Annotated in this window: 21 protein-coding genes; 12 read left to right on the top strand and 9 right to left on the bottom strand. The window is 58.6% G+C overall.

The window, feature by feature from the left end:
• The 9 genes from ccoP to DKW72_RS05130 all read left to right on the top strand — a co-directional run bounded on the left by ccoP (nt 1) and on the right by DKW72_RS05130 (nt 13,424).
• On the top strand, nt 1-906 hold the full coding sequence (gene ccoP / locus DKW72_RS05090) for a cytochrome-c oxidase, cbb3-type subunit III (RefSeq protein WP_198411222.1): 906 nt from the start codon (nt 1-3) through the stop codon (nt 904-906).
• A 77-nt stretch (nt 907-983) separates the two neighbouring features.
• Complete coding sequence (gene ccoG, locus DKW72_RS05095) at nt 984-2,399, top strand: cytochrome c oxidase accessory protein CcoG (protein ID WP_111641241.1); 1,416 nt, start codon at nt 984-986, stop codon at nt 2,397-2,399.
• 36 nt (nt 2,400-2,435) lie between these two features.
• On the top strand, nt 2,436-2,981 hold the full coding sequence (locus tag DKW72_RS05100; protein ID WP_111641242.1) for a FixH family protein: 546 nt from the start codon (nt 2,436-2,438) through the stop codon (nt 2,979-2,981).
• Between the two features lie 4 nt (nt 2,982-2,985).
• Nucleotides 2,986-5,466: a heavy metal translocating P-type ATPase gene (locus tag DKW72_RS05105; protein ID WP_111641243.1), complete on the top strand. Its 2,481-nt coding sequence runs from the start codon at nt 2,986-2,988 to the stop codon at nt 5,464-5,466.
• A gap of 1 nt (nt 5,467) precedes the next feature.
• A complete protein-coding gene (gene ccoS / locus DKW72_RS05110; protein ID WP_111641244.1) occupies nt 5,468-5,719 on the top strand; it encodes a cbb3-type cytochrome oxidase assembly protein CcoS in 252 nt (83 codons plus the stop codon).
• Nucleotides 5,716-6,462: a sulfite exporter TauE/SafE family protein gene (locus DKW72_RS05115; protein WP_111641245.1), complete on the top strand. Its 747-nt coding sequence runs from the start codon at nt 5,716-5,718 to the stop codon at nt 6,460-6,462. The genes ccoS and DKW72_RS05115 overlap by 4 nt, the downstream gene beginning before the upstream one ends.
• A 90-nt stretch (nt 6,463-6,552) precedes the next feature.
• Entirely contained in the window at nt 6,553-8,283 is a 1,731-nt protein-coding gene (locus DKW72_RS05120) for a BamA/TamA family outer membrane protein (RefSeq protein ID WP_111641246.1), read from the top strand.
• A 59-nt stretch (nt 8,284-8,342) separates the two neighbouring features.
• Entirely contained in the window at nt 8,343-9,653 is a 1,311-nt protein-coding gene (locus DKW72_RS05125) for a DUF945 family protein (RefSeq protein WP_111641247.1), read from the top strand.
• Between the two features lie 240 nt (nt 9,654-9,893).
• The gene (locus tag DKW72_RS05130) at nt 9,894-13,424 is read left to right on the top strand and encodes a ThuA domain-containing protein (RefSeq protein WP_111641248.1); all 3,531 of its coding nucleotides are present in this window, start codon (nt 9,894-9,896) and stop codon (nt 13,422-13,424) included.
• Nucleotides 13,425-13,508: 84 nt separating this feature from the next.
• On the opposite strand, the gene DKW72_RS05135 is transcribed toward DKW72_RS05130, so the two are convergent.
• The 8 genes from DKW72_RS05135 to metG form a co-directional block, all read right to left on the bottom strand.
• Nucleotides 13,509-14,327 (bottom strand): mechanosensitive ion channel family protein, encoded by an 819-nt coding sequence (locus DKW72_RS05135; RefSeq protein ID WP_111641249.1) that lies wholly within the window; start codon nt 14,325-14,327, stop codon nt 13,509-13,511.
• 83 nt (nt 14,328-14,410) lie between these two features.
• On the bottom strand, nt 14,411-15,127 hold the full coding sequence (locus tag DKW72_RS05140; protein ID WP_111641250.1) for an electron transport complex subunit E: 717 nt from the start codon (nt 15,125-15,127) through the stop codon (nt 14,411-14,413).
• Nucleotides 15,124-15,777 carry an electron transport complex subunit RsxG gene (gene rsxG / locus DKW72_RS05145; RefSeq protein WP_111641251.1) on the bottom strand — a complete coding sequence of 218 codons (654 nt, stop codon included), beginning with the start codon at nt 15,775-15,777 and terminating at the stop codon, nt 15,124-15,126. The genes DKW72_RS05140 and rsxG overlap by 4 nt, the downstream gene beginning before the upstream one ends.
• Nucleotides 15,777-16,832 (bottom strand): electron transport complex subunit RsxD, encoded by a 1,056-nt coding sequence (gene rsxD, locus DKW72_RS05150; RefSeq protein WP_111641252.1) that lies wholly within the window; start codon nt 16,830-16,832, stop codon nt 15,777-15,779. Before rsxD ends, rsxG begins: the two co-directional genes overlap by 1 nt.
• Before the next feature lie 18 nt (nt 16,833-16,850).
• Nucleotides 16,851-19,163 (bottom strand): electron transport complex subunit RsxC, encoded by a 2,313-nt coding sequence (rsxC, locus tag DKW72_RS05155; protein WP_111641253.1) that lies wholly within the window; start codon nt 19,161-19,163, stop codon nt 16,851-16,853.
• Nucleotides 19,163-19,792, bottom strand: a complete 630-nt coding sequence (rsxB, locus tag DKW72_RS05160) for an electron transport complex subunit RsxB (protein ID WP_111641254.1) — start codon at nt 19,790-19,792, stop codon at nt 19,163-19,165. Before rsxB ends, rsxC begins: the two co-directional genes overlap by 1 nt.
• A gap of 13 nt (nt 19,793-19,805) precedes the next feature.
• On the bottom strand, nt 19,806-20,381 hold the full coding sequence (gene rsxA / locus DKW72_RS05165; protein WP_111641255.1) for an electron transport complex subunit RsxA: 576 nt from the start codon (nt 20,379-20,381) through the stop codon (nt 19,806-19,808).
• A 564-nt stretch (nt 20,382-20,945) separates the two neighbouring features.
• Entirely contained in the window at nt 20,946-22,955 is a 2,010-nt protein-coding gene (metG, locus tag DKW72_RS05170) for a methionine--tRNA ligase (protein WP_111641256.1), read from the bottom strand.
• Nucleotides 22,956-23,310: 355 nt separating this feature from the next.
• Between metG and apbC the strand changes: the two genes are divergently transcribed.
• From apbC to DKW72_RS05185, 3 genes are all read left to right on the top strand, one after another.
• A complete protein-coding gene (gene apbC, locus DKW72_RS05175) occupies nt 23,311-24,408 on the top strand; it encodes an iron-sulfur cluster carrier protein ApbC (protein WP_111641257.1) in 1,098 nt (365 codons plus the stop codon).
• A gap of 75 nt (nt 24,409-24,483) precedes the next feature.
• The gene (gene dcd, locus DKW72_RS05180; protein WP_111641258.1) at nt 24,484-25,053 is read left to right on the top strand and encodes a dCTP deaminase; all 570 of its coding nucleotides are present in this window, start codon (nt 24,484-24,486) and stop codon (nt 25,051-25,053) included.
• Nucleotides 25,054-25,060: 7 nt separating this feature from the next.
• Entirely contained in the window at nt 25,061-26,038 is a 978-nt protein-coding gene (locus DKW72_RS05185) for a L,D-transpeptidase family protein (RefSeq protein ID WP_198411223.1), read from the top strand.
• Between the two features lie 31 nt (nt 26,039-26,069).
• Here DKW72_RS05185 and DKW72_RS05190 read toward each other — a convergent pair whose 3' ends face one another.
• Nucleotides 26,070-26,342 (bottom strand): alanine-zipper protein, encoded by a 273-nt coding sequence (locus DKW72_RS05190; RefSeq protein ID WP_111641260.1) that lies wholly within the window; start codon nt 26,340-26,342, stop codon nt 26,070-26,072.
• Nucleotides 26,343-26,488 lie beyond the last annotated feature (146 nt).

Genomic DNA, 26,488 nt, shown 5'->3' on the forward strand with positions numbered 1-26,488 from the left:
ATGAGTACGTTTTGGAGCCTTTGGATTATCATTCTCACCGTGATCAACGTGGCGTTGATCCTTTGGGTACTGCTGGCGAACCGCAAAGTGGCGGTGCGTGATGACGAAGATCCGGAGAACCGGAAAACCGGACACGTTTACGATGGCATTGAGGAGTACGATAACCCGCTGCCCCGCTGGTGGTTCAATCTGTTCATCGCGACGCTGATTTTCTCGGCGGTCTACCTGCTGCTGTACCCGGGTTTGGGCGCCTTTCAGGGGCTGCTCAACTGGAGCTCGACCAAGGAATTGCGCGGCCATCAGCAGCAGGCTGAGGCGCGCTTCTCCGAGCGCTTTGGCGTCTATGCCGAGACGCCGATTGCGGAGCTGGCCGAAGACCCACAGGCCATGCGTATCGGTATGCGCTTGTTTGCCAACAACTGTGCGGTGTGTCATGGCTCGGATGGTGGTGGCAACTGGGGTTACCCCAACCTGACTAACAACGACTGGATTTGGGGTGGAGAGCCCGAACAGATCCTGGTCAGTATTCGTGATGGTCGCCAGGCGAACATGCCGGGTTGGAGTAATGTTCTGGGGGAATCGGGTATTGCCGATGTGACCGAACACGTGCTTCGTATCGCCGGGCGGGAGCATAATACTGAGCGCGCCGAGCGCGGTGCTCAGGCGTTCGCTCGCAATTGCGCGGCTTGCCACGGTGCCGAAGGCAAGGGCAATCCGGTGCTCGGTGCCCCCGACCTGACCAATGATATTTGGCTGTACGGCGGCGAGCCCCAGGAGATTCGTCAAACCTTGCGCGAAGGGCGCTTTGGTGTCATGCCGGCGCAGAAGGACATGCTGCGAGAAGATCGTATCCACCTGCTGGCGGCCTACGTTTACAGTCTGTCGCTCGATTACGACGAAGAGTAATTCTCGCCTCTCTCAAGCCCCCACGTCGCGGGGGCTTGCTTCACCTGCCCGCTGTTGTCTGCTGATCGAGGTGCGCTTTGACCGAGCAAAAAGATACCGACCCAAGCACCAAGGAAGGCATTCGCTACGTCAATCTCTATGAGGCGGAAGACAAGGTCTACGTCCGTCGTATTACCGGTTTCTATCAGCGCTTGCGCCGCTACACGGGCATCCCGCTGCTGCTTGGGTTTTTGCTCATGCCCTGGCTTGTCATCGATGGGCGACCGGCCATGCTGTTTGATCTGCCCACGCGACAGTTCCATATCCTGTGGACGACCTTTCGCCCCCAGGACGGGATGTATCTCGCCTGGCTTTTGATTATTGCGGCTTTCTTGTTGTTTACCGTGACGGTGCTGGTAGGCCGTGTCTGGTGTGGGTTTACCTGCCCGCAAACGGTGTGGACGCACATGTTTCTGTGGGCCGAACACGTTTGTGAAGGCGACCGCAATAAGCGTATTAAACTCGACCGCCAACCCTGGCACAAAGAGAAAGTCATTCGAAAGAGCGCCAAGCACGGCATCTGGCTGATGATTGCGTTGATAACGGCGCTGACGTTTGTCGGATACTTTATGCCGATACGTGAACTGATTGTCGGCCTGATCACACTGGATGTACACCTCGCGGCGGCCTTTTGGGTGGCCTTTTTTACCGGCGCGACGTATATGAACGCGGGTTTTTTACGCGAGCAGGTCTGCAAGTACATGTGCCCTTACGCGCGTTTTCAGTCGGTGATGTATGACAAGGATACGCTGACGGTCGCCTATAACTATCAGCGCGGTGAGCCGCGCGGGCCACGCAAACCCAAAGATGATTATCGGGCGCAGGGGTTGGGTGACTGCATTGATTGTTCCTGGTGCGTGCAGGTCTGTCCCGTAGACATTGATATCCGCGATGGCCTGCAGGCGGAGTGCATTGACTGTGGTCTGTGTGTGGATGCCTGTGATCAGGTGATGGAGCGAATGGGTTACCCTCGGGGTCTGATCGACTTTACCACCGAAGAGCGTATCGAGACCGGGCGCAGTCGGGGGGTGTTGCGACCGCGGTTTTTGGCGTACCTGGCCGTTTTGTTGGTGATGATGGCGGTCTTCGTCAATGCGCTCAGCAGCCGGTTGCCCGTGGGTCTTGACGTGACCCGTGACCGGGGCGTACGTATGTACCGGATCAGTGGCGATACGGTACAGAATGTTTATACCCTCAAAATTGACAATCTTGACCGGAGTACGCACGTCTACGACTTGAGCGTGAGTGGTGATTATCCCTTCGAGATTCAGGGTTATCGTGCTTATCCGGTGGATGAGGGGGATCATCTGACCATAGCGATTCGGGTGGCGGTACCTCGTTCCGAGCTGACTGAGGTCAAAACCACGATTACGTTCGAAGTAGAGGCGCGCGACAACCCTGATATTCGGGCGCGCCATTCGACCACATTTATCGGACCACAACCCCGGGGCTGAACGCCGGGTTCGTACTCACAATGACAGGTAAAACGCATGCAGACGCGCGATAAAAGGCCTGGTGGCCCCTACTACAGAGAGCCGGGTTTTTGGCTGGTCATGGCACCGTTGATTGCGGTGTTTTTTGTCGTGGCAGCATTGTTGACCGCCGCCTATAGCGGTCGTGACCACGAAGTGATTGACAACTACTACAAGCAGGGTCGGTTGATCAATCAAACCTTCGAGCAGGACGCGCGCGCCAAGGCTCTGGGGTTGAAGGCCGACGTCAGCTTTGACGCCGAGGCGCAACGGGTGCAGGTCACCATTACCCGTGCTGACGGGGAGAGCCTGCCCGGACAGTTGTTGCTGGTCATGGATCACCCGGTGAACGAGAATCTGGATCAACATCTGGTGTTGCGTCGTGTGGGCGCAGAACGCTACGAAGCGTCGCTCGATGCTGAACTTGTTCACCACTGGTATCTCACCCTCTATCCCGAGCTGGATTTGGCGCAGCGCCGTTCGGCGCCTTGGCGACTGCGCGGTGCAATTGCGTTTAGCGAATCCTACAATACTGAGCTGGCCGTCCGCCGGACGGCCGATTGACGCTATGACCGAGACTTCATCGACCCCCTTGGACTGTTATCACTGCGGCTTGCCGGTACCGAGCGATGTGTACTATCCGGTGACTGTGGATGGCCGTGAGCAGCGAATGTGCTGCCCGGGCTGCCAGGCCGTGGCGACAGCCATTGTCGATGGGGGGCTGGAGAGCTTTTATCGCTTTCGCACGGAAGCCAATAACCGCCCGGAGAACGGCGAGGGCATTGAGCAGCAACAGTGGGCCGTCTATGACTTGCCCGACATTCAGGGTGAGTTTGTCACCGAGTTGGCGGACGACCGTCATCAAGCCAGTCTGTTGCTTGAGGGCATTACCTGTGCGGCCTGCAGCTGGCTGGTGGAAAAGCACCTGCAAAAATCGCCCGGGCTGGAATCGGTACGTCTGGATGTCACCACGCACCGCTGTGTTTTGGTGTGGAACCCACAGGTTCAGCCACTAAGCGAGCTGTTGGCGGCGCTGGCGGAGATCGGCTACACCCCGCGCCCGGCCACCGACGAAGGCCAGCAGGCCATGATGGCCAAGGAGAATCGCACGGCGCTGTTGCGCTTGGGCGTCGCCGGTTTTGGCATGATGCAGGTGGGTATGGTCGCGGTCGGCATTTACACCGGCGCTACCGGTGAGTGGCTCGAGGTGTTGCGCTGGTTGAACCTGTTGATGGCCGCGCCGGTGATCACCTACAGTTGCTGGCCTTTCTACATTGGGGCCTGGCGGGCCCTCAAAGCCGGTGGTCTGACCATGGATGTGCCGGTTTCTCTGGCCATCATTCTGGCCTTTATCGCCAGTACCTGGGCGACGGTGTTCGGGGGCGGTGAGGTCTACTTCGAGGCGATCACCACTTTCGCTTTTTTTCTGTTGGCAGGTCGTTATCTGGAGATGCGCACCCGTCACCGCAATCGTCAGGGTTACGGCAATCTGGCGCAGTTGATGCCTTTGACCGCTCGCCGACTGACGCCCGATGGGGCAGAGGACGCGTTGGTGCCGATCAAGTCCCTGATTGCGGGGGATCGGGTTCTGATCAAAAGTGGCGAGACCTTTCCGGCCGACGGGCGTGTACTCGGGGGCGAAAGTGCGGTGGTCGAGGCATTGCTGACCGGCGAGTCGCGGCCGGTGGTCAAGCGTGTAGGCGACACCGTCATCGGCGGTACCCTCAATAGCGACAGTGCCCTGGAGGTCGAAGTGACGGCGACGGGCCAGCATACCCAGCTGTCTGCCATTGAACGCCTGGTGACCCAGGCCGCCGACGAGAAACCCTATCAAGTGGCGGTGGCTGATCGGGTTGCCCGCTACTTTGTCGCGGCGGTGCTGATTGTGTGCAGCGCCGTGTTTGCCTTTTGGTGGTGGTATGAAGCCGGGCGCGCGGTTTGGGTGGCACTTTCGGTGCTGGTGGTCACCTGCCCCTGTGCCCTGGGGCTGGCGATGCCAACGGCGCTCACCGCCGCGACCGCGAATCTGCGTCAACAGGGTTTTCTGGTGGCCCGGGGCCACGTTATTGAAACCCTCACCAAAGTCAATCGGGTCATCTTTGACAAAACCGGCACGCTCACCAAGGGCGAATTCGCCCTGGTAGCCACCCGGGTACTGGGTACGCGCTCTGAGGCAGAAGTTCGGTCGTTGGCGGCGGCGTTGGAAAGTCGTTCGAACCATCCTCTGGCGGCTGCCTTTGCCCCTTATCTGGGCAATCATGTCGCCAGCGATACCCGTCAAGTGACGGCGCAGGGTGTCGAAGGCCTGATTGACGGAGAGCGCTACCGGTTGGGCGCCGCCGCCTTCGCCAGCGCGCTCTCTACCGATGATGAGACGCCTGAGCTGCCGGACCAAACCCGGTTGTGGGTGCTGTTGGCGAGCGAGCAGGGGCCGCTGGCCTGGTTCGCGCTTGAAGATGAGGTGCGTCCGGGTGCCCGGGCGCTGGTGTCGGCACTGGTGGAGCAGGGCGTTGCCGTGGAGCTGCTCAGTGGAGACCACTCCGGGGCGGTAGCGGATCTGGCTCAGACACTGGGGATCCCGACGTATACGGCGGGCGCCAAGCCAGACGATAAACTGGCGCGGCTCAAGGCCTGTCAGGCCGCTGGGGATACCGTGCTGATGTTGGGTGACGGCATCAACGACGTGCCTGTGCTGTCGGGGGCCGATGTCTCGGTCGCCATGGCGGCGGCTTCGGATCTGGCTCAGACACGGGCGGACGCGGTGCTGCTCAACGAGCGTATGACCACTATCGCCGATACGCTGGTTCTGGCTCGGCGCACTAAAAAAATCATCAAACAAAACCTCGGGTTGTCGCTCCTGTACAATTTATGCTCCCTGCCCCTGGCATCGGCCGGACTGGTGAGCCCTTGGGCGGCGGCAATCGGCATGACGGCCAGTTCTTTTGTGGTCATTTTCAATGCCTTGCGCTTGAGTCGGCGCTCCGTCGACGCCCCGGTTGCGGCGGTCGCCCGGGTCGAGGACGACGCCAAACTGACGTCGGAGGCGTGAGATGGAGAGCTTGTTCATCCTGATTCCCATTGGCATCGTCTTTATCGTGATCGCGGTAAAGATCCTGTTTTGGGCGATCAACAGCGGGCAGTACGATAACCTCGATACCGAAGCCCATCGCATTCTGTTTGACGAGGAAACGCACCTGAACCCCGACAGAGCGGATCGGGAAAGTGAACCCTCCGAGGAGGATGAGCCGGGGGCGGAGCCAGCCCCCGAACGGAACCAGGATGGGGAGCGCAAGTCTCCATGACGGACGCTTTTCTCGTTGTTGTCGCCGCGTTCAGCTTGGGCTTTTTAAGCAGCGCCCACTGTGTCGGTATGTGCGGCGGGATCATGGGGGCGCTGACCATGGCTATTCCACCCGAAGCGCGTGGTCGGCGCCTGCGCCTGGTGTTGTGTTACAACGTCGGGCGGATTGCCAGTTACACTCTGATGGGGGCGGGTTTGGGCGCCTTGGCTGGCCTTCTGCAGATGTCGGGCTTTGGCGCTGTGTTGCGCTTGCTCGCGGGCTTGTTACTCATCGCCATGGGCCTTTATCTCGCGGATTGGTGGCGTGGACTGACGTGGCTGGAGCGAGGGGGGCGTTATCTGTGGGCGTACCTGCAGCCCTTCGGAAAAGCCCTGATGCCGGTGACCACCGCGCCCAAAGCGATGGCTCTGGGCGCCCTGTGGGGGTGGTTACCCTGTGGTCTGGTTTACACCGCATTGGCCTACAGCGCCGCTCAGGGCAGTGCCTGGTGGTCTGGCGCCGTTATGTTGGCCTTCGGTCTGGGCACCTTGCCCGCTGTGCTGGCCACGGGGCTCGCGGCCCGTCAATTCGCTGTCCTGCTTCAGCGCCGGGGCGTGCGTCGTGGGTCTGCGCTGCTGATCATCGGGTTCGGTCTCTGGACTCTCATTGGCGGCAGTCATTCAGTGGGCCACGATCACCCGCACGATCACCACCGTACTCCCGCCGTCGAGCAGACACCGACACCCCGCCACCACGCTCACTAAGTTTTAACAAAATGGGGATTCTCTCTCTCCCCCAAGAGTGGTAATCTGAATGACCGTTTTTTGTTAGAACACAATAACAATCAGGTGGTTATGCAGTATTTTGGCGCAGTGGCAGGTGCGATACACCGGAAGTCTCGGCACCTGACAGGTGCCTTGGTGCTGTTGGCCGCGCTGCCCACCTGGGCCGAAAGCCTGGAAATCTTCGATATCCCGCTCGACCCCTCCTGTGAATGGACCGAGTACCCCCACCTGGATTTGAGCCGGGAGTCCAACTACAACCGCGTCCGTTCGGCGCTGGATGAGCTGGAAGGGCACCGGATCAGGCATATCCGTATTGTCAGTGGCGATATCTTTGATGAAAACGATCCGGATGAAAATAACGCCCTGTTTCGGGGCCTTAACCGGGTTCATATCAATACCACAGTCACCACCATTCGCGCCCAACTATTGATGACCGAAGGCGAGGATTTGCGCTCGCGCTACGTCAACGAGTCCGAGCGGATCCTGCGCACTCGCAGTTATTTGTCCGATGCCTATATCGTCCCGGAAGTGGTGTGTGATGGCGGGGTGGATTTGTTAGTGCTCACTCGCGACGCCTGGGTAACCGAGCCGGAAGTGTATTTCGGTTACGAAGGGGGCGAAACGCGCTCCGGTTTTGGTTTGAAAGATGGCAACTTTCTGGGCAGTGGCGACAACCTGTCAGTCGGCTACGTTCAGGATGAATTGCGCAGCAGCGTTACCTACGATTATCGCAGCCCGCACCTGTTTAATACGCAATTGCGCGCGCGGGTATCCTATGCGGACAAAAGCGATGGCACCGACAAGGTGTTCAGCCTCGAACAACCTTTCTATTCGCTGGACTCTCCTTGGGCGGCAGGTTATATCAGTGAAAACATCTCGGAAGTGAATGTGGTACGCAATCGGGGTGAAGATATCAACGAGTACCGCCAACGGATGATCAAAAACGAGGTCTACTACGGCCGGGCTCTGACGGTTGGCAGCGATGATATTCGCCGACTCCTGATCGGGTTGACCAGTGAGGAGGATCGTTTCTCCGAGACCGATGCATCCGTAACCGAAGTGCCTACAGACCGGCGCGCCAACTATCCTTGGTTGGCCTATGAATACATTGAGAACGACTACGGTACCTATCGCAATGTGTACCAGATACAGCGCACCGAGGATATCGCTCAGGGACTGAATATATACCTGCGCGCCGGCTACGGCGGCGCTTCACTGGGCAACGACCGGGATGTAGTGCGCTTCAAGGGGCGGGTGAGCAATTACCTGGATATTGGTCCCGGGCAGTTGCTGCGCGTGGAAGGCCAGCTTGACGGCCGGTACTACCCCAATTTTGAGGGTAGCGACTCGACCGTGGCACAAACCCGGATTGATCACCATTACTTTATCGACCGCAACAACCGCTGGTTTACCAGCTTTCGCTATGCCCAGGGCTATGACCTGGCTCAGCATGAAGAGCTGACGCTCGGCGGCATTTCCGGGTTGCGCGGTTATCCCACTGATTTTCAACGCGGCGCGCAACGTTATCTGCTGACGGTTGAACGGCGTTACTTTTCGGATATTCACCTGCTCAATATTGTCCGCATGGGCGGCGTGGCCTTCATCGATGCCGGGCGGGCCTGGGGCGGGGAGGGGAATCGCGACAACAGTCATCTGTCCAACTTGGGCCTGGGTTTGCGCTTTACCTCAAGTAAGGCACGCATTGGCAACCTTCTGCATATCGACGTTGCGGTTCCTACCGGGACGCGCGAAAATACCCGCAGTGTGCAGTGGTTAATCAAGGGCTCCACGGTGTTTTAGGCGCCAATGCCGATCGCCACGCCAATAGTGCAACGTGGAATGAATTAAAGGGAGTGAGAATGAAAAAATTTATTGGAACACTGGTGGTGTTGGTCCTGGTTTATGTGACCGCTGCCTATGCTACTGGCTATCTCGGCGAGCGTGAAGTTCGGCAACAATTGCTCAGCGAAGCTGAGTTTTTGGCGGGGCAGCAAGTCGCTATCAGCCTGGAGGACTATCGCCGCGGCATCACGTCAAGTGAAGTGACGACCGTTATTCGTTACCGGGATGTGTTGCCTGAGGGCGAGCTGGTGCTGACTGTCGATGCGCGCGTGAGTCATGGCCCCCTGTTTTGGCAAGGCGGTGCACCCAGGCTCGGGCTTTCGAGCATTGAGGGCGAGTTCCGCTTGCATGCACCGGATCAACCTGAACTCAACGCCGTGCTAGAACGCCTGTGGGGTGAAAGCCTGGGAACCTTTACCGGCTACACCGGGTTTACGGGGCGCTACACGCTCGACTGGCAGATTCCGGGCTTTGATCAATCGCTGGATACCGATGATGCCCGGTTCAGTTTTGCCGGGGCTCAAGGCCGTCTTTCTGGTGTTGCCAACGAGCATCAGTATTCGGGCGATGTCAGCGTTGGTGCAGTCACCATTGAAGATCAGCAGGGCAGTGGTGAACGTATCGAGATCAGCGGTTTGCAGTCGACTTTCGATCTGCACTACCTCAATGCCTACATCAGCGTCGGCGAGGTGGAGGTCGATATTTCGCGTATTGCCTGGCAGCAGCTTGAAGGTAGCACCGGTGAACTAACCGACGTGAGGCTGCGCGCGGAGAGCGAAGCCGTGGGCGATAAGCTCAACTCTCAGCTATCGATTGATGCGTCTCGCCTGGAGGGTGTGATGTTGCCGGTTCGGGACATTTACTACCGCTTCGCTTTGAACAACGTTAGTCAGGCGGCCCTGACTCAGTGGCAAGCGAGTGCCAGCCAGTGGGGCAACGATGTCACGGAAGCCGAAATCATCGAGGTCATGGATGCACTTTTGCAGCCGGGCTTGCAGTTCAGCGCCGATATGGGGGCAGGGCTGATGGACGGACAGTCGCGTCTGACGTTGAATGCGGATTATATCGGTTTGGGGGCCGGCCGCAGTCTGTCTCAGCTCGACAGTTACGGCGATTTGTTGGCCGCGGTTAACGCCGAGCTAGTATTTCGTGCCGATGACGCCATCGTTATGAATACCCCGTTGATTCTTGTGACTGCCGACTATATCGGGACCTACCTGATTGATGAGGGTGGGGAATACGTCATGCGCGCCAAACTGCAGGATGGCCGTTTGACGATTGCGGATATTCCCTTTCCCATCGAGTTCTTGTTGATGGGATTGATGTAGGGGTGCAGCGGAATTTGAGCGTACGTCACAGGGCGGCGCTCGCCACTGGTTGATTGCCGGTACTGTGGCAGTTCTGGCGGTAAACATAACTTTAAACTTCTTTATCAATGCTGCTTCTCCTCTTTTTGCCTCCCCAGTAGTAGTCTGTTAAGTTAGCGCGTCCGGTTTGACGCTGCTGAGATGGCGTGTGCGCGCCGGTGAATTAAAAGACAATTCTAAATACAGAATGGGACACAAGAGATGAGACCTTTTACCCTGCAGCCCGTCAGGCGGCTGTTGTACGCCCCCCTATTGCTGTTTGTCACGTGCGCGTTGCTGCTGAGTGTAGGCTGCACGACAGAGCGGCAAAGCCAATCGAGTACCTCGCCAGGGACGACCGAACAGGTGGATACGGTTCGGATTCTGGTATTTTCCGTCACGGCCGGTTATCGCCACCGGGTGATCCCCTATGGCAACGAGCAGATTGCGCAGATGTCGGAGCGCATTAAAGAGCTGACCGGGGCCAGGCACGTCGAAGTCGATATTATTGACGACGAAGACGGTGATGCCTCTGCCTTCCCCAGTGACTTCGAAACACTGAGCCGTTACCACACCATTGTCTGGAACAGCACCACCGGCAGCCCGCTCAATGAAGCGCAACAGGCGGCGTTCAAGGCCTATATCCAGGCCGGTGGCGGTTATGCCGGGATTCATGCGGCTTCCGATACCCACTACGACTGGCCCTGGTACGGTGATCTGGTCGGGGCTTACTTTGACGGTCACCCCGACCGCCAGGAGGGTGAGCTCAATGTTACCGACCGCAGCCACCCGTCAACCCGGCACATGCCTGCCCGCTATCGGCTCTACGACGAGTTCTATGATTTTCACCGCAACCCCCGCGGTCATGTTCATGTGTTGATGACTATCAATGAAGACTCCTACGAGGGCGCGGGCATGGAGGGTGGCCGAGTCGACCATCCCATGGCCTGGAGTCACTACTATGATGGCGGACGGGCCTGGTTCACAGCGCTGGGCCATACCCAGCAGGCCTGGGAAGATGAGTATTTTCTGGAGCATGTCCTGCAGGGCATACTTTGGGCAGGCGGTCTGGTCGAGGGCGATTCCGAGGCGACGGTGTGGGACTCGTACGAGCAGGTCACTGTCACCCAGGATATATCGGAGCCCATGTCCATGAGCGTGGCACCGGATGGTCGGATTTTTCTGATCCAGCGCACCGGTGAGATTCTGGTGACCAATACCGAGCAAACCGACATCGCCCTCGCGCTCAAGCTGGACGTTCACTACGCCCGGGAAGACGGCGGTTTGGGGATCGTGGTCGACCCCAACTTTGCCGAGAACGGCTGGGTCTACGTTTACTACTCGCCGGAGTTGGAGGCTGCTCCCCACGCTCAACAGGGCCACGGCCATCACGGCAGTGCCCAGGCCGAAGACATCAAAGATGAAATGCCTTACAACCGTCTGTCGCGCTTTGTGGTTACGGGCGATACGCTGGATCCAGCGTCCGAAGTGGAAATTCTGCGGGTACACCATACTCGCGAGGGTGGGCGTCATTCCGGAGGCGACCTTCAGTTTGGTCCCGATGGTGCTCTGTGGTTGTCCACCGGCGATGACATCGGTGGCCCGGGTATCGACGGCTATACCCCGACCTACGATCAGGACTTTGAGACAAAAACGGCCACCGATGCCCGGGGTACAGCGGCCAATACCGCCGATCTGCGCGGCAAAATGATCCGTATTTTCCCCCACGAAGACGGTAGCTACTCTATCCCCGAAGACAACCTGTTTACCGTTGAGCGCGGTTACGGGGACGAAATTGAGGCCGGTCTGGTGCGTCCGGAAATCTTCCTGATGGGCGCCCGCAATCCTTTCCGGTTCGGTGTTGACAGTGAAACCGGCTGGCTCTACTACGCTGATTACGGTCCGGATGCTACCGAGTGGTCGCCCGAGCGTGGGCCCATTGGTATTCGTGAATACAATCAGGTGCGTGAGGCAGGCAACGCCGGCTGGCCTATGGTTCGTGGTCCCCAGCTTGCTTATCCGGACTACGATTGGGCGCAGCGTAAACCCATTGCTTTGTTTGATCCGGATAACCCCATCAATGACTCGCCGTTTAACACGGGACTGAGGGAGTTGCCCCCGGTGCAGCCCGCCACCCTGTACGTGCCGCGTCACGGGCTGTGGGATGTGTTTGTCAATCCGCCCAAGGACCACCCTTGGGGTGACGCCTGGGATGTGCCCGAAAAGCCGCCTTTCCCCCAGTTGACCAACTCGGCCCCCAATGGCGGCCCCATGTATCGCCACAAAGCGACCCATGCGCCTACGGCCTTGCCTGAAGCCTTTGACGGCAAATGGTTTATCGGCGAGTGGAGCGGAGGTCGGTTGCTGATGGTGTCGTTTGATGAGCAAGGGGATTTCCTCGAAATTGAGCCATTTTTCCCACCGCTGGACATTCATCGTCCTCACGATATTGAAATTGGTCCCGACGGTCATCTGTACGTCCTCGACTACGGCGCGTCCTGGTCGGGCCGGGATAACCCCGGTATCTACCGCATTGACTACCTGCCCCGTGGGCAGGGTGTGCTGGCGCTGGATTGGGAGCTTGACAACAGCGTCATGGCACCTGGCTCAAGTACCCGCTTGCGCGCTCGACTGGATACCCGGTTTGAGCAAACGGTCCGGGACATCGAAGTTTCGGTATTGGGTCAGCGCGACGGTTTGCGTGTGGAAGCCCAGGGTGAATTGGCGCGTGCGCGCCTGGGTGCGGGTGAGTCCTACGACATTGTCTGGGACATCGCGGTAGACGCTGACGCCTTTGGTGGCGAGCAGACGCTGATTCTGCGGGTAAAATACCTCGATCGCTCGGGACAGATCCGTTGGCTTTCCCAGCAGTTGACGTTGACCGTGGACGGGCCGGTCGAAGTGCCTTTCGGTTTTAACCTGGGTGGCAATGAAGCCGTTGAAATTCAGGGTTTGACCTTCCAGCCCTGGCCGCATATCGCTGTCCAATCGCTTTCCGATGAACCTGAAAGCGAGCGTTACAGCGGTGATATTGAAGGCGCTGGCCGACCTTTGAGAGATCTTTATCAAACGGCCCATGTGGGGCGTGATTTGGGTTATCGCGTTGCACTGGCGAACGGCACCTACGACCTGCGGTTACACTTTTCTGAGGTGTCCGAAGACGCGCAGGGGGCCAATGCGCGGATTTTTGATGTACGGGTGCAGGGTGAGCGTGTGTTGACGGATTTCGAAATCGCCGCCGAGCGTGATTTCGCACAGATGCTTACAGTCACCCTGAACGGTGTGGAGGTGGTTGACGGTTACTTGCGCCTGGAAACCGAGTCCAAAGGAAACCGTACGCTGCTAAGCGGTTTTGAAGTGCGCGAATCCATTGAACGGCTGCCTTCGGATCTGTCTTTGGCGGCAGACGAAGCCTTCGATCCGGCACAGACCATTCGCATCAAAGGCGATATGGGAGGCTGGACGGGAATTGCGCCGGAGTCGATCAAGGGGGTGCGCAATCCTACCCTGGTACTGACGGAGGGTGAAACCTACACCCTGGAATGGTTGAATGCCGACGGCGTGTACCATAACTTCGCCGTGGCCAGCGATGGACTTCAGTCTTTCTTCTTCGTTTCCAGTGGTACCACCGGTGTTGAGGCGGCAGAAACTGTCGAATTTACCGCCGAGTCAGGCATGGGCGTTTATCTGTGCACACCTCACCCGGAAGACATGCTGGGTCAGATTCGGGTTGTGGAAGCGGAGGGTGACTAAAGCTGAGCGCTAAGAAACTCCCTTTGTAGACAAAAAAACCCCGGCTTGCCGGGGTTTTTTTGTTTCAGGCAGTGCCCGTGATTGTTACTGCGCTTTATCCAAATGAATATCCATTTGCGGGAAGGGAATGCTGATGTCATTCTCGTCAAAAGCAATTTTAATCTCTTCGGTCATGTGCCACTTGAGAGGCCAATAGTCGTCGGTTTTGACCCAGGGGCGCGCGAGAATATCGACACTGCTGTCCCCCAGCTCGCCCACCACGATGGTGGGTTCAGGCTCGGGCAAAATCCGTTCGTCCTTGGCAAAGACCTCGGAAATGATTTTCTTGGCTTTGCGGATATCGTCGTCGTAGCTGATACTGAATACCATATCCACGCGCCGGGTTTCCCGCGCGGACCAGTTGATGATGTTGCCGCCGTAGATGGCACCGTTGGGAATAATGACTTCCTTGTTGTCCGGGGTGCGCATAGTGGTGGTGAAGATGCTGATACGCTCTACTACGCCCATGGTGCCGCCACCCTCGACAAAATCACCGGCTTTGAACGGGCGGAATACCAGCAGCATAAAGCCGGACGCAAAATTCTGCAGTGAACCTTGCAGCGCCAGGCCGACGGCCAGGCCAATGGCACCGAGAACAGCGATCAGTGAGGTGGTGTTGACCCCCAGTTGATCGAGAGATGCGACAATCACAAAGATCAGCAGTATGGTGTTCACTACTGACTGGACAAACTCCACCAGAATTTTGTCGAGCTTGGTACGGCCCAGGATGCGGCCCAAAACACTGACAATAATACTGACAATGAACTTACCAACCACAAAAACCAGAATCGCCAGAAGGATATTTATCCCCCAGGGAACAGCGTAGGCGTGGGTCAGTTCCGCAATGACTTCTTGATCGGGCATGGAGGGCTCCTCAGATGACGTAAAAATAGCAAGACTATCTGGTTTAAAAGTGTAGACCAGATAGTGACAAAATAAAGTTGAGGTTAATTGACGGCGCCCGTGGTGCGTACGCGCTTGCTTCCTTTGATGGGCTTGGTCTTGAGAATCGCCCGGCGCTTTTCAATGCGGGCATCGATCAGATTCTTCAAGGCGATCAGAAAACCGGTCACGATAAACGCGCCCGGAGGCAGCACCGCGACCAGGAAACCGGGGTAGTTTTCAAAGGGCGTAATAACCCAGCCGCGGGCCATATCGCCGAACAGCAGGTGCATATTGGCGAACAGCGTGCCGCTGCCGAGCAGTTCCCGCACCGCCCCGATCGCGAGCAGTACCGCCATAAAGCCCAGGCCCATCATCAGTCCGTCGACAAATGAAGGGAATACCTTGTTCTTGCTGGCAAAGGCGTCTGCCCGCCCCAAAATGGCACAGTTGGTTACGATCAATGGGATAAAAATCCCGAGAATGGTGTACAGCTCAAACGTATAGGCGCGCATCAGCAGCTCGATGCAGGTGGTGAGCGTGGCGATGATCATCACGAAGGCAGGCAAACGTACCGCATCGCTCACGGTTTTACGGATCAGGGAGACGGTGATATTTGAGCAGGTCAGCACCATCAGCGTCGCCAATCCGAGCCCGAGCGCATTGACCACCGAGCCGGTGACCGCCAGCAGCGGACAAAGCCCCAGCAATTGTACCAGCGCCGGGTTGTTGGTCCACAGACCATTGCCGCTGATCTTCTGGTAATCGACCGCTTCGCTCATTGTTCGGTCTCCTCTGTCTCGCTTATCTGCGTGTCGGGGAACAGCAGGGCTTGATGCGTGGTGGCAAATGCCAGGGTGCGGCGTACTTGGCGTACGACAGCACGGGGGGTAATGGTCGCCCCGGTGAATTGATCAAAATCGCCCCCGTCTTTCCGAACCTCCCAGCGGCTTGGCGCTGGCTCCGTCAGCGAGGTGCCGTCGAAGTCGAGAATCCAGTCGCTGCGGCTCAGGTCAACTTTGTCGCCCAGCCCCGGGGTTTCCCGGTGGTTGAGTACGCGTACGCCTGCGATACTCAGGTCCTTGTTAACGCCGACAATCATACGAATGTCACCGCTGTAGCCATCCGGAGCCACGCTGGGAATAATTGCACCGATAACCTCACCGCCCTGGCGCGCCAGATGAATGTGGTGTGCGTCGCGCAACCCGAGCTGTGCCCAGGCGTCCAGAGGAACCGGGATGACGTCTTCGAGCAGGTCATTGTCGTGGCGCTGCTCGGGAATGATTTCGAACAGTGCACGCTGCTGTGCGCGGCGCTCGGACTCGGATATCTGTTCCCGGGTCATCAGGAAAGTGCTGGCGAGTACGGTGGCGGTGATCAGCGCAAACAGGGTCAGCAGGATGCCATTCTTACTGATAGACGCTCCCAGCATCAGTGCCCCTCCTTTTCGGTGGCCTTGCGTGGTTTCTTGTGGCCATAAGTGCGCGGCAAGGTGTAATGATCGATAAAGGGCGCGGCAAAGTTCATTAGTAGCACCGCAAAAGCGACCCCGTCGGGGTAGTTGCTCCAGGTGCGAATGACGTAAATAAGTACACCAATAGCGGCACCGTAAATGATGCGCCCACGGACACTCACCGCCGAGCTGACCGGGTCGGTGATAATGAAGAAGGCCCCGAGCATGGTCGCCCCGGAGAGCAGGTGAAACAGTGGCGAGCCACCGCTGTTGGAGCTGCCGCCATCATAAAAAACGGCAGCCATCAGAGCCAGAGCAATCAGCATGCTTACGGGCGCGTGCCAGGTGTATACCCGCTTGTAAAGCAGGACTAACCCGCCGAGCAGGAATGCCAGGTTAACCCACTCCCAACCGGCGCCGGCCCAGATACCTGAGACCAAGGTGGGATCCTGGCTGTATAGATCCTCCAGCAATAAGCCCGGGTTTTGCTTCAGCGTATCGAGGGGTGTGGCCGCGGTGTAGGCATCGATGGGTGCCCCCGCCCAAATCATACGCAGACCTTCGATAATCCCAACGGCGCTCTGGTCATCCACCAGGGCGTTGCGCGGTGCCGTCCACTGGGTCATTTCCACCGGGAAGGAGATCAGCAGGATCACGTAGGCAACCATTGCCGGGTTAAAGGGGTTGAAGCCCATGCCGCCGTAGAGTTGCTTGGCAAGCAGTATTGCCGACACACTGCCGACCACCGCAATCCACCAAGGGGCGTAGGGCGGTAGCGCCAGCCCCAGAAGGACGGCAGTGACCAGGGCGCTGTAGTCGCCCAGGTAAAAGCTCACGGGGCGGCCCCGCAGCCTGACGGCCAGCGCTTCACAGGCGAGCGCGGTAACACTGGCCAGTGCAACGTTGAGCAGGCTGCCCCAACCGAAGAACAGCGTCAGAGCCGCCAGTCCCGGAAGGGTCGCGTAGATCACCAGGCGCATCAGCTGGCCGGTGCTCAGGGCGCTATGTGTGTGGGGCGAAGTTACCTTCAGCATGGTTTCAGTGCATCCGTCCTAGTCCGCCGAGGCGTTGGCTTGTTGTTCCAGAGTTTCGAGTTTGGAGCTCAGTTTTTCAACGCCGGTGCGAAAGGCTTCGACATTGTCGTCGGCCTCCGCCTCAGCTTTGGCCAAACGCTCCCGGGCTTTTTCCAGGCGCGCCTTGACCGAGTCAATCTGGTTGCGGAGCTTGTCGTCGGCGCTCATGGTGGCCATAGCAGCCGCCTTGGCCTTGGCTTTTTCGATGGCCAGGCCGGCAACATCTGCTTCGTGCCGGCCACTGGGGCTGGGTTCTGCGACGGTACTGGGCGACAGCTCAGCGAGCTCAGTCTGGGTATCCTTGATTTTTTGCTGCAGTTTTTGCACCCCTTGCGCCAACGCGTCGGCCTTCTCATCGCCGGCGGCACGCGCGGCTTCGGCTTTTTCTTCAGCTTTGGCCAATCGTTGCTGCAAAGAGTCGAGGTTCGCGCGGAGTTTCTCCGCGGGATCCATATCCATCTTGGCCTTGGCCTTGGCAATCGCTGCAGCGACCGGGTCGCTATCCGCGGGCGCCGGTGTTTCGGCGCTTTTCCCCTGCTCGGCGCGGAAGTCGCTCAGCTTTTGTTCGGCGTCATGCACTTTCAATTCCGCTTGCTTGATCCGCGCCTGTTGTTTTTCCCGTTGCTCGTCGGTGACCGACTGGCCGGGCTCGTTAGCTTCCAGCGGTTGCTGGGCTTTCTTCAGGCTTTCTTGTGCTGAAGCCAACAGGCGCTCCAGACGCGCCTGTTGCTCGGCCGGTGTTTTCTGTTTGGCCCCGGCTTTGGTCTGGGCGTCGCTGACGGGCGCGGGGACCGGGCCTGCTTCGACGCCTGCCTGCTTTTCGTTGGCAAGTTTTTTCTTGGCGGCCTCGGCGGCTTGCTTGCGGGCCAGGCGCTTGGCTTCCTTCTCGGCTTCGACTTTGGCGATACGCTCCTGCCGGAATTCGAAGCGCCGACGTGAACGGTCGGATTTCTCCCGCTCCTTCTCGTGCAGGCGAATACTGCCTTTGGCCGCACGGTAGTACTGTACCAGCGGAATATGGCTGGGGCAGACAAAAGAGCAGGCGCCGCACTCAATACAGTCGAACAGGCTGTGCGCTTCGAGCTTCTCGTAGTCCTCGGCCTGAGCATACCAGTACAGCTGCTGTGGTAGCAGACTGGCGGGGCAGGCTTCGGCGCACAGGCCACAGCGAATGCAGGCCTGGGCGGGCAGGGGCGGCGGCAACTCTTTTTTACTGGGGGCGAGTATGCAGTTGGTGGTCTTGATCAATGGCACCTGCGGATCGGGCAGGGTAAAGCCCATCATGGGGCCGCCCATCACCAGGCGCGAGGCTTTCTTGGCATCAAAGCCGTGTTCTTTGAGGATGAAGTCAATAGGGGTTCCCAAAAGCACGTCGATATTGCGCTGGCGCGTCAGCGCCTCGCCCACCACCGTGGTCACTCTCGAAACCAGCGGCTCGCCATAGCGCACGGCGCGCCAGCTCGCGACAGCAGTACCGACGTTCTGGCACACCACGCCGATGCTCGCAGGAATCTGTCCACTGGGCACTTCGCGTCCGGTCAAAATCTGGATCAGTTGCTTTTCGCCCCCGGAGGGGTACTTGGTGGGGAATGAAACCACCTGAATTTCAGTGTCAGCCGCCGCACGTTGCAGGGCCTCAACGGCCCTGGGCTTGTTATCCTCGACACCGATGACCACCCGGCCGGGGTTATTGAGCAGGTAGGCGAGTAATTGCGTACCCGCGACAACTTCGTCGGCGCGGGTCTGCATCAGCATGTCATCAGCGGTGATGTAGGGCTCGCACTCGGTGCCATTGAGAATCAGGGTGTCGATAATGTGATTGGCACGGGGGTTGAGCTTGACCGACGTGGGGAAGCCCGCGCCCCCGAGACCGGCTACACCGGCATCGCGAATTTTAGCCAGCAGTGTGGTGCGCTCGAGTTTGTGGTAGTCGTCGGTCGCAGTCAGCGTCACCCAGTCGTCTTTGCCGTCGGTGTCGATGGTGATACAGGGCGCACTCAAGCCTGAAGGGTGGGGAATGAGGTGATCGTCGATCGCGCTGATGGTACCGGATGTGGGCGCGTGCACGTGCGCACTGAAAATGCCATCGGCTTCGGCGATCCGCTGGCCGCCGCGCACATGATCGCCTATGGCGACCACCGGTTTGGCCGGATTGCCGATGTGTTGATTGAGCGGCAAGATCAACTGCGGCGCAATAGGCAGCTTGGCCAGAGGCTCCTGCAGCGACTGGCTCTTGTTCTCGGGCGGATGAACACCGCCGGGGATTTCCCAGACTTTGATCAAACTGGTCATCAGGCTGCTTGTTCGCCTCCTGGAGGGTTATCGCGGTCGGTGGCAATGAGTTCCACGGCTTGTTTCTCACTGGGTGGGGGCATCTGCCACTTCCACTCCTGAAGCGTCGATTCCACAGGAATCATGTCGATGCAGTCCACCGGGCAGGGCTCAACGCAGAGATCACAGCCGGTACATTCTTCGGCGATCACTGTGTGCATTTGCTTGGCGGCACCGAGAATGGCATCCACCGGACAGGCCTGGATGCACTTGGTGCAGCCAATGCACTCATCTTCACGAATATACGCGACGGTTTTCACCGCAGACTCTTCGCCATGCTCTTCGTCAAGCGTAGGGGCTTCGACGTCCAGCAGGTCGGCGAGGGCATTGATGGTCGACTGGCCGCCCGGCGGGCACTTGTTGATGGCGTCGCCGTTGGCAATGGCCTGGGCATAGGGGCGGCAACCGGGGTAGCCGCATTGACCACACTGTGTTTGTGGCAGCAGTTCGTCGATTTGCTCGACCACAGGGTCGCCTTCGATGCGGAACCGTACGGCCGCAAAGCCCAAAATGCCGCCAAACACCAACGCCAGACCGCCGAGGGCGATCAGGGAGGCGATTAACGGGTTTTGTACAATCAATTCGAGCATAGGTTAATCCGTGTTACACCAGCCCGCCGAAGCCCATAAAGGCCAGTGACATCAAGCCGGCGGTGATCATGCCGATGGCGGCACCTTTGAAGGGTGTCGGTACATCGGCAATGGCCAGGCGTTCGCGCATGGCGGCAAAGAGTATCAGCACCAGGGCAAAGCCGAGGGCAGCACCAAAGCCGAAGATCAGTGCTTCAAAAAAGTTGTGTTGGCCCTGCACGTTGAGCATGGCCACACCCAGTACGGCGCAGTTGGTGGTAATCAGGGGCAAGAAGATGCCGAGCACCCGGTACAGCAGCGGGCTGGTCTTCTCGATAAACATTTTGGAAAACTGCACGACCACGGCGATCACCAGAATAAAGGCGATGGTACGCATAAATTCGATGCCCAGGGGCGTGAGTATCCAGGTGTTGATCAGGTAGCTGCTGACCGAGGCCAGAGTGAGTACAAAGGTGGTGGCGCCAGCCATACCAATGGCGGTCTCCAGTTTGTTGGATACGCCCATAAAGGGGCACAGGCCAAGAAACTGGACCAGCACGAAGTTGTTCACCAGTATGGTGCTCAACAGAATGATGAAAAATTCGGTCATTGCTACCTGGTTCTCACGTTAAGCGCCGTAGAGGCGCACATTATCGGCCATGGGGTCAGTACCCTTCAATCTAAAACCCTATAATCCTTAGGCCGATTGTCTATATGGTTATGCCCGCTGTTTCTCTGTGGTGCTCCGTCATTCGGCGGCGCCGGGCAAGGGTTGGGCGACACGCTGTGAATACATCCCTGTACGCTTGAAGTCGGCATCCATGCCTCCTACAGTCGCCCAACCCTCACCCGGCGCCGCCTCGGGTTGGGTGCCGCGTCGAGAAAAACATCGGGCGGGTGGGGTGCCGCGATGCTCAAGTAGGTCGGATTAGCCAAAGGCGTAATCCGACAATCTACGCCGCACCCCACCGTTTGGCGTTCCTCCCCGCGGAAGCACTGCGATCGTTCAGCGCAAAGGCCCGGAAGGGGAAGGGGGTGAGCGACCGTCACCCGCGGGACAGCGGGTGCCGAGCCCCCAGGGATGGGTTCACGGCGTGTCGCTCACCCCCTTCCCCTTCCGGGCCGCTCCCAAGCCGCGACAACGCGCCGACCAAAGAACGCCAAACAACCCCGATCACATCACCCGCTGCCCAGCCTTCGCCCCCTCGTGAGGCTCCAGAATATGAATATCCTTACCCCCGGGCCCCGCCGCCAGGACCATGCCCTCGCTCATGCCGAACTTCATCTTGCGCGGCTTGAGGTTGGCCACCATGATCGTCAGCTTGCCTTCCAGGTCCTCAGGGTTATACGCACTCTTGATACCCGCGAACACATTGCGGGTCTCGCCGCCCAGATCCAGGGTCAGGCGCAGCAGCTTGTCCGCACCCTCCACATGCTCGGCCTTGGCGATCAGGGCTACGCGCAGGTCCACCTTGGCGAAATCCCCAAATTCGATTTCCTCGGCGATCGGCTCATCCGCGAGCGGGCCTGTGGCCTTGGGCGCGGCGTCTTCCTTACTGGCGTCAATCATGGCATCCACCTTGTCTTTCTCTACCCGCACCATCAGGGGCTTGAATTCGTTGATCGTGTCGCTGGCGCGAAAGCGCAGCGGCTCGGCCCAGTTCAGGCTTTCACCCAGAAAGGCTTCGGCTTTTTCGGCCAGGTGCGGCAACACCGGCTTGAGCCAGGTGATCAAGGCCCGGAACATATTCAGGCCCTGGGTGCAGATGGCCTGTACCTCCGCTTCACTGCCTTCCTGTTTGGCCAGTTTCCAGGGCGCTTGGGCCGCGATATATTCATTGGCGGCGTCGGCCAGGGCCATGATTTCACGCATGGCTTTGCTGAACTCGCGCTGCTCGTAGTGCTCGGCGATGCGCTCGCTGGCATCGACGAACTGTTGCCACAGCGCCGGTTCGGCCACCTCGGCCGCCAGGGTGCCGCCCGCCTTGTTGATGAATTTGGCGGTACGGCTGGCGATATTGACGACTTTGCCCACCAGGTCACTGTTGACCCGCTGGATAAAATCATCGAGATTCAAATCCAGGTCGTCCACAGCGCTGGTGAGCTTGGCGGCGAAGTAATAGCGCAAGTATTCGGGGTCCAGATGTTCCAGATAGGTCTTGCCATTGATAAAGGTGCCCCGGGACTTGGACATCTTTTTGCCGTTGACCGTCACAAAGCCGTGTACACAGACTTTGGTGGGCGTGCGCAGCTCGGCCGAGTGCAGCATGGCCGGCCAGAACAGGGCGTGGAAGTTGACGATGTCCTTGCCGATAAAGTGATAAACCTCGGCGTCGGAGTCCGGCTTCCAGTAGTCGAGCCAGTCTTCGCCTTTGGGGTCGAGCAGGTTCTTCAGGCTGGCAATATAGCCGATCGGCGCATCCAGCCAGACGTAGAAATACTTGCCCGGTTGCCCGGGAATTTCAAAACCGAAGTAGGGGGCATCTCGTGAGATGTCCCACTCCTGCAGATCGCTTTCCAGCCACTCCGCCACCTTGTTGGCGACTTCGTCCTGCAGGTGCCCGGCGCGGGTCCACTGTTTGAGGAAGTCGCTGAATTCGGGCAGCTTGAAGAAAAAGTGCTCGGACTCTTTGGGCACAGGGATCGCTCCCGAAAGTGCCGACACCGGGTCGATCAGCTCCATGGGCGAGTAGGTGGCACCACAGGCTTCGCAGTTGTCGCCGTACTGGTCCGGGGTTTTACATTTGGGGCAGGTGCCTTTGATGTAGCGGTCCGCCAGAAACAGGTTTTTTTCCGGGTCGAAGGCCTGGGTGATGCTGCGCCGGGCGATATGGCCGTTGGCGTCCAGGCGGTTGTAGATCATCTCGGCCAACTCGCGGTTTTCGGACGAGTGGGTGGTGTGATAGTTGTCGTGGGCCACCAGGAAGCCTTTGGAGACCGCTTGGTGAGCCGCTTTCATCTGCTCAATGTGGGCTTCCGGGGTGATGCCCAGCTCTTCCGCCTTGAGGGTGATGGCGGTGCCGTGGGCGTCATCGGCGCAGACGTAGAGGCAGTCATGCCCCCGCAGTTTCTGGAAGCGGACCCAGATGTCGGTCTGGATCTGTTCCATGATGTGGCCCAGGTGGAGATCGCCATTGGCGTAGGGCAGGGCGCTGGTGACCAGTATTTTGCGGGGTGTGTTCATGGTGTGTGTGATTTGGTTGCCTGTGGGGTGGAAAATGAGGCGCACTATAGCAAATTTTGGTTGGGACTTCAGGGGGTTAGGGGTAAAAGTTGACTGTTTTGCTTGGTTTTTCGGCGGTGCCGGGTGTTAGTATTGTGTTTTCAAGGCGCCTGTCCCTCTGGAGGGGCAGTGGCGCGGCCAGATTAACGCTGAGGACGGGTATCGCTTTTCAGGACACGCCGTAAACCCTTCCCTGGGGGCTCGACTGCCGCCGTCCGGGCGGCAGACGGTCCCGAAAAGCGATCCCCGTCCTCAGCTCGTGCCAAACCGGCGACCCTTTTTCCGTTTACCCCGTTCTGCAGGAGTGTCGAGTCTCATGTCCCTGTCCGTTGAGCAAGTCCGTCAAGCCCTGGTCGATCTGCCCGAGCCAACCTTGGGTGTTCCTCTATCTGAGCTCGGGGTCACCCCCGAAGTGAGTGTCGAGGGGGGCAAGGTGAGTGTACGCCTGGTGCTGGGCTATGCCGCCGATGGCGTGGCAGAGGCCTTGGCGGGGGCGGTGAATGAGACGCTGGCCGGGATTGCGGGGGTGGCGGATGTAGCGGTAGAGATCGCCTGGGAGATTGCCGCCGGGGGCGCCGCCAATCAGGCCGGGCGGGTGCCGGGGGTGAAGAATATTATTGCGGTGGCGTCGGGTAAAGGCGGGGTGGGCAAGTCCACTACGGCGGTGAATCTGGCCCTGGCTTTATCGGCCGAAGGCGCGCGGGTGGGAATTCTGGACGCGGATATTTACGGGCCCAGTATTCCCCAGATGCTGGGTATTGGCCATCAGCGGCCCCAGGTGGTGGGCGAGCAGGGCAGTCAGCAGATGATTCCGATTGAGGCACACGGCATCCAGTCGATTTCTATGGGCTATCTGGCGAGTGAGAAGACCCCGATGGTGTGGCGCGGTCCAATGGCGAGTGGGGCGCTGCAGCAGCTGTTGACCCAGACCCGCTGGGACGAGGTGGATTATCTGGTGATCGACATGCCGCCGGGTACCGGGGATATTCAGTTGACCCTGTCCCAGAAGGTGCCGGTGACCGGGGCGGTGATCGTAACCACGCCTCAGGATATTGCGCTGCTGGATGCCCAAAAAGGGATTGAGATGTTTCGCAAGGTGTCGGTCCCGGTGCTGGGGGTGGTAGAAAATATGGCGGTGCATATCTGCTCAAACTGCGGTCACGAGGAGCACATCTTCGGGGCCGGCGGGGGCGAGCGCATCGCCCGGGACTACGCTACCCGGCTACTGGGCTCGCTGCCGCTGGATTTGTCGATCCGTGTCACCACCGATGCCGGCAAGCCTTCGGTGGTGGCCGAGCCGGACGGTGCCATTGCCCTTCGCTATCGCGCCATCGCCCGTGAGCTGGGCGCTTCGTTGTGGCAACAGGGGCACAACGCAGCTGCGGCACCGGAGATCGTGATCAGCGATGATTGAGGGGTATTTCGGTAGGTTTTTGCCCCAAAAAACGCTATTATGCCGCCCAAAGATGCCACAACCCGGGGAGATTCAATGAGTATCAAGTCTGACAAATGGATGCGCCGGATGGCCGAAGAGCAGGGTATGATCGAGCCCTTCGAGCCCGGCCAGGTGCGTTACGATCAGAACCAGCAGCGCCTGATTTCTTACGGTACGTCCAGCTATGGTTACGACGTGCGCTGTGCGGATGAATTCAAAATTTTCACCAACGTCCATTCGTCCATTGTTGATCCCAAAAACTTCGATGAAAACAGTTTCGTTGATGTCAAAGGTGACGTGTGTGTGATTCCACCCAACTCGTTTGCGTTGGCGCGCACCGTAGAGTACTTCCGGATTCCCCGCTCAGTGCTCACCATTTGCCTGGGGAAATCCACCTATGCGCGTTGTGGGATTATTGTGAATGTCACACCGCTCGAACCTGAGTGGGAGGGTCATGTGACCCTGGAATTTTCCAACACCACCCCGTTGCCGGCCAAGATTTATGCTCACGAGGGGGTGGCCCAGATGTTATTTTTCGAGTCGGATGAAGTTTGTGAAACCTCTTATCGTGACCGCGGTGGCAAGTATCAGGGCCAGCGTGGTGTCACCTTGCCCCGGACCTGATCGTCGCTTGATCGCTAAACTGCGCCTTGCATTTCGTCGTCCCCTGCGCACTTTTAGTGTTGCGCTGGCGGGGGCGCTGTTGGCGGCGGGCGCCAGTGCGGCCACTTACACGCTCAACGATGGCTATGATGTGATCGGCGAGGTGCGCATTACTCAGGCGCGCTTCGAGGACACCCTTATGGACATCGCGCGGGCCTACAATATGGGCTATCGCGAGATGCGGCTCGCCAACCCCGGGGTTGATATCTGGTTGCCTGGCGAGGGGGAGCGGGTGCGCATCCCCTCGCAGTTTGTGCTGCCCGATGCGCCGCGTGATGGCATTATCATCAATCGGGCTGAAAAGCGCCTGTACTATTTTTACCGCGATCCAGGCACCGGTGAGCACAAGGTCGATACCCATCCGATGGGGATTGGCCGGGTCGATCGTCAGACGCCGTTGGGCCAGAGCCGGGTTCGGGTCAAGCTCGAAGATCCCGCCTGGTACCCGACGGAGAATGTGCGCGCCGACTATGCCAGCCGGGGCATTGATTTGCCGCATATGGTGCCGCCGGGCCCGGAGAACCCGCTTGGGCGTTTTGCTCTGGTGTTGGATATTCCAGGCTATCTGATTCATGGTACTAACCGTCCGGATGGCGTCGGCATGCAGGTGAGTCAAGGCTGTATCCGCCTGTTTCCGGAGGATATTGAGTCGCTCGTGCGCAGGGTGCCGGTCAATACGCCCGTGTACCTGATTGATCAGCCGCTCAAGGTGGGCATTGCCGATGGTCAATTATTGATTGAGGTGCACCCGCAGGCTTACCCGGATGACAGCGTCGATCGGGTTGAGCTCAGTGAGCAACAAATGATCAATAAGATTTTTGCAGTGATTCGCGAGCGCGGTGATGAACTTGAGGGTGAGGTGGATTGGGACAGGGTGACTGAGGTGTTCCGTAAGGCGGATGGTATGCCCGCTGTGGTGAGCAGGCCCCTGGTTGCCGAATCCTGAGAGTCGGCAACCAGGCTGCAACAGGTAAGACTTACTTCTGTTGCATGCGCTCCAGAGCGCGATCCAGCTTCTCGGTGTTGGCATCACAGCAGCGCTGAGCGGCATCGGCAGAGCGTTGAGCGGCGCGGGCTGCTTCTGCGGCTTGCTGAGCAGTGCGCTGCGCTTCCTCGGCAACTTCCAGTGCGCGTTGAGCGTCGCTTTGAGCTTCCTCAATGGCGGCGTTTGAGGCACAGCCAGTTGCCAGAGCAAAGCCCATAATCAGTGCTACAGCCTTGAGGCTCGCAAAGGTCTTTTGAATAGCCATATTGACTCCTTGTTACACGGTATGTAGATAAAAGAGTTCGAGCTGTTGCCACAGCCCGCTCGACGATAATAGTACGCTAATTTAAGTTGGTGTGTGCAACTTCTTAGCGACTTACCTCACAGTTATAGCATAAATTTAGATTAAAT

It is taken from the genome of Marinimicrobium alkaliphilum (assembly GCF_003259155.1).
GTDB classification, from domain to species: Bacteria; Pseudomonadota; Gammaproteobacteria; order Pseudomonadales; family Cellvibrionaceae; genus Marinimicrobium_A; species Marinimicrobium_A alkaliphilum.

Excerpts from the sequence above, each read along its gene's own strand:
- ccoP (WP_198411222.1), top strand. The coding sequence starts at position 1 with ATGAGTACGTTTTGGAGCCTTTGGATTATCATTCTCACCGTGATCAAC.
- DKW72_RS05100 (WP_111641242.1), top strand. The coding sequence starts at position 2,436 with ATGCAGACGCGCGATAAAAGGCCTGGTGGCCCCTACTACAGAGAGCCG.
- DKW72_RS05105 (WP_111641243.1), top strand. The coding sequence starts at position 2,986 with ATGACCGAGACTTCATCGACCCCCTTGGACTGTTATCACTGCGGCTTG.
- ccoS (WP_111641244.1), top strand. The coding sequence starts at position 5,468 with ATGGAGAGCTTGTTCATCCTGATTCCCATTGGCATCGTCTTTATCGTG.
- DKW72_RS05115 (WP_111641245.1), top strand. The coding sequence starts at position 5,716 with ATGACGGACGCTTTTCTCGTTGTTGTCGCCGCGTTCAGCTTGGGCTTT.
- DKW72_RS05120 (WP_111641246.1), top strand. The coding sequence starts at position 6,553 with ATGCAGTATTTTGGCGCAGTGGCAGGTGCGATACACCGGAAGTCTCGG.
- DKW72_RS05125 (WP_111641247.1), top strand. The coding sequence starts at position 8,343 with ATGAAAAAATTTATTGGAACACTGGTGGTGTTGGTCCTGGTTTATGTG.
- DKW72_RS05130 (WP_111641248.1), top strand. The coding sequence starts at position 9,894 with ATGAGACCTTTTACCCTGCAGCCCGTCAGGCGGCTGTTGTACGCCCCC.
- DKW72_RS05135 (WP_111641249.1), bottom strand. The coding sequence starts at position 14,327 with ATGCCCGATCAAGAAGTCATTGCGGAACTGACCCACGCCTACGCTGTT.
- DKW72_RS05140 (WP_111641250.1), bottom strand. The coding sequence starts at position 15,127 with ATGAGCGAAGCGGTCGATTACCAGAAGATCAGCGGCAATGGTCTGTGG.
- rsxG (WP_111641251.1), bottom strand. The coding sequence starts at position 15,777 with ATGCTGGGAGCGTCTATCAGTAAGAATGGCATCCTGCTGACCCTGTTT.
- rsxD (WP_111641252.1), bottom strand. The coding sequence starts at position 16,832 with ATGCTGAAGGTAACTTCGCCCCACACACATAGCGCCCTGAGCACCGGC.
- rsxC (WP_111641253.1), bottom strand. The coding sequence starts at position 19,163 with ATGACCAGTTTGATCAAAGTCTGGGAAATCCCCGGCGGTGTTCATCCG.
- rsxB (WP_111641254.1), bottom strand. The coding sequence starts at position 19,792 with ATGCTCGAATTGATTGTACAAAACCCGTTAATCGCCTCCCTGATCGCC.
- rsxA (WP_111641255.1), bottom strand. The coding sequence starts at position 20,381 with ATGACCGAATTTTTCATCATTCTGTTGAGCACCATACTGGTGAACAAC.
- metG (WP_111641256.1), bottom strand. The coding sequence starts at position 22,955 with ATGAACACACCCCGCAAAATACTGGTCACCAGCGCCCTGCCCTACGCC.
- apbC (WP_111641257.1), top strand. The coding sequence starts at position 23,311 with ATGTCCCTGTCCGTTGAGCAAGTCCGTCAAGCCCTGGTCGATCTGCCC.
- dcd (WP_111641258.1), top strand. The coding sequence starts at position 24,484 with ATGAGTATCAAGTCTGACAAATGGATGCGCCGGATGGCCGAAGAGCAG.
- DKW72_RS05190 (WP_111641260.1), bottom strand. The coding sequence starts at position 26,342 with ATGGCTATTCAAAAGACCTTTGCGAGCCTCAAGGCTGTAGCACTGATT.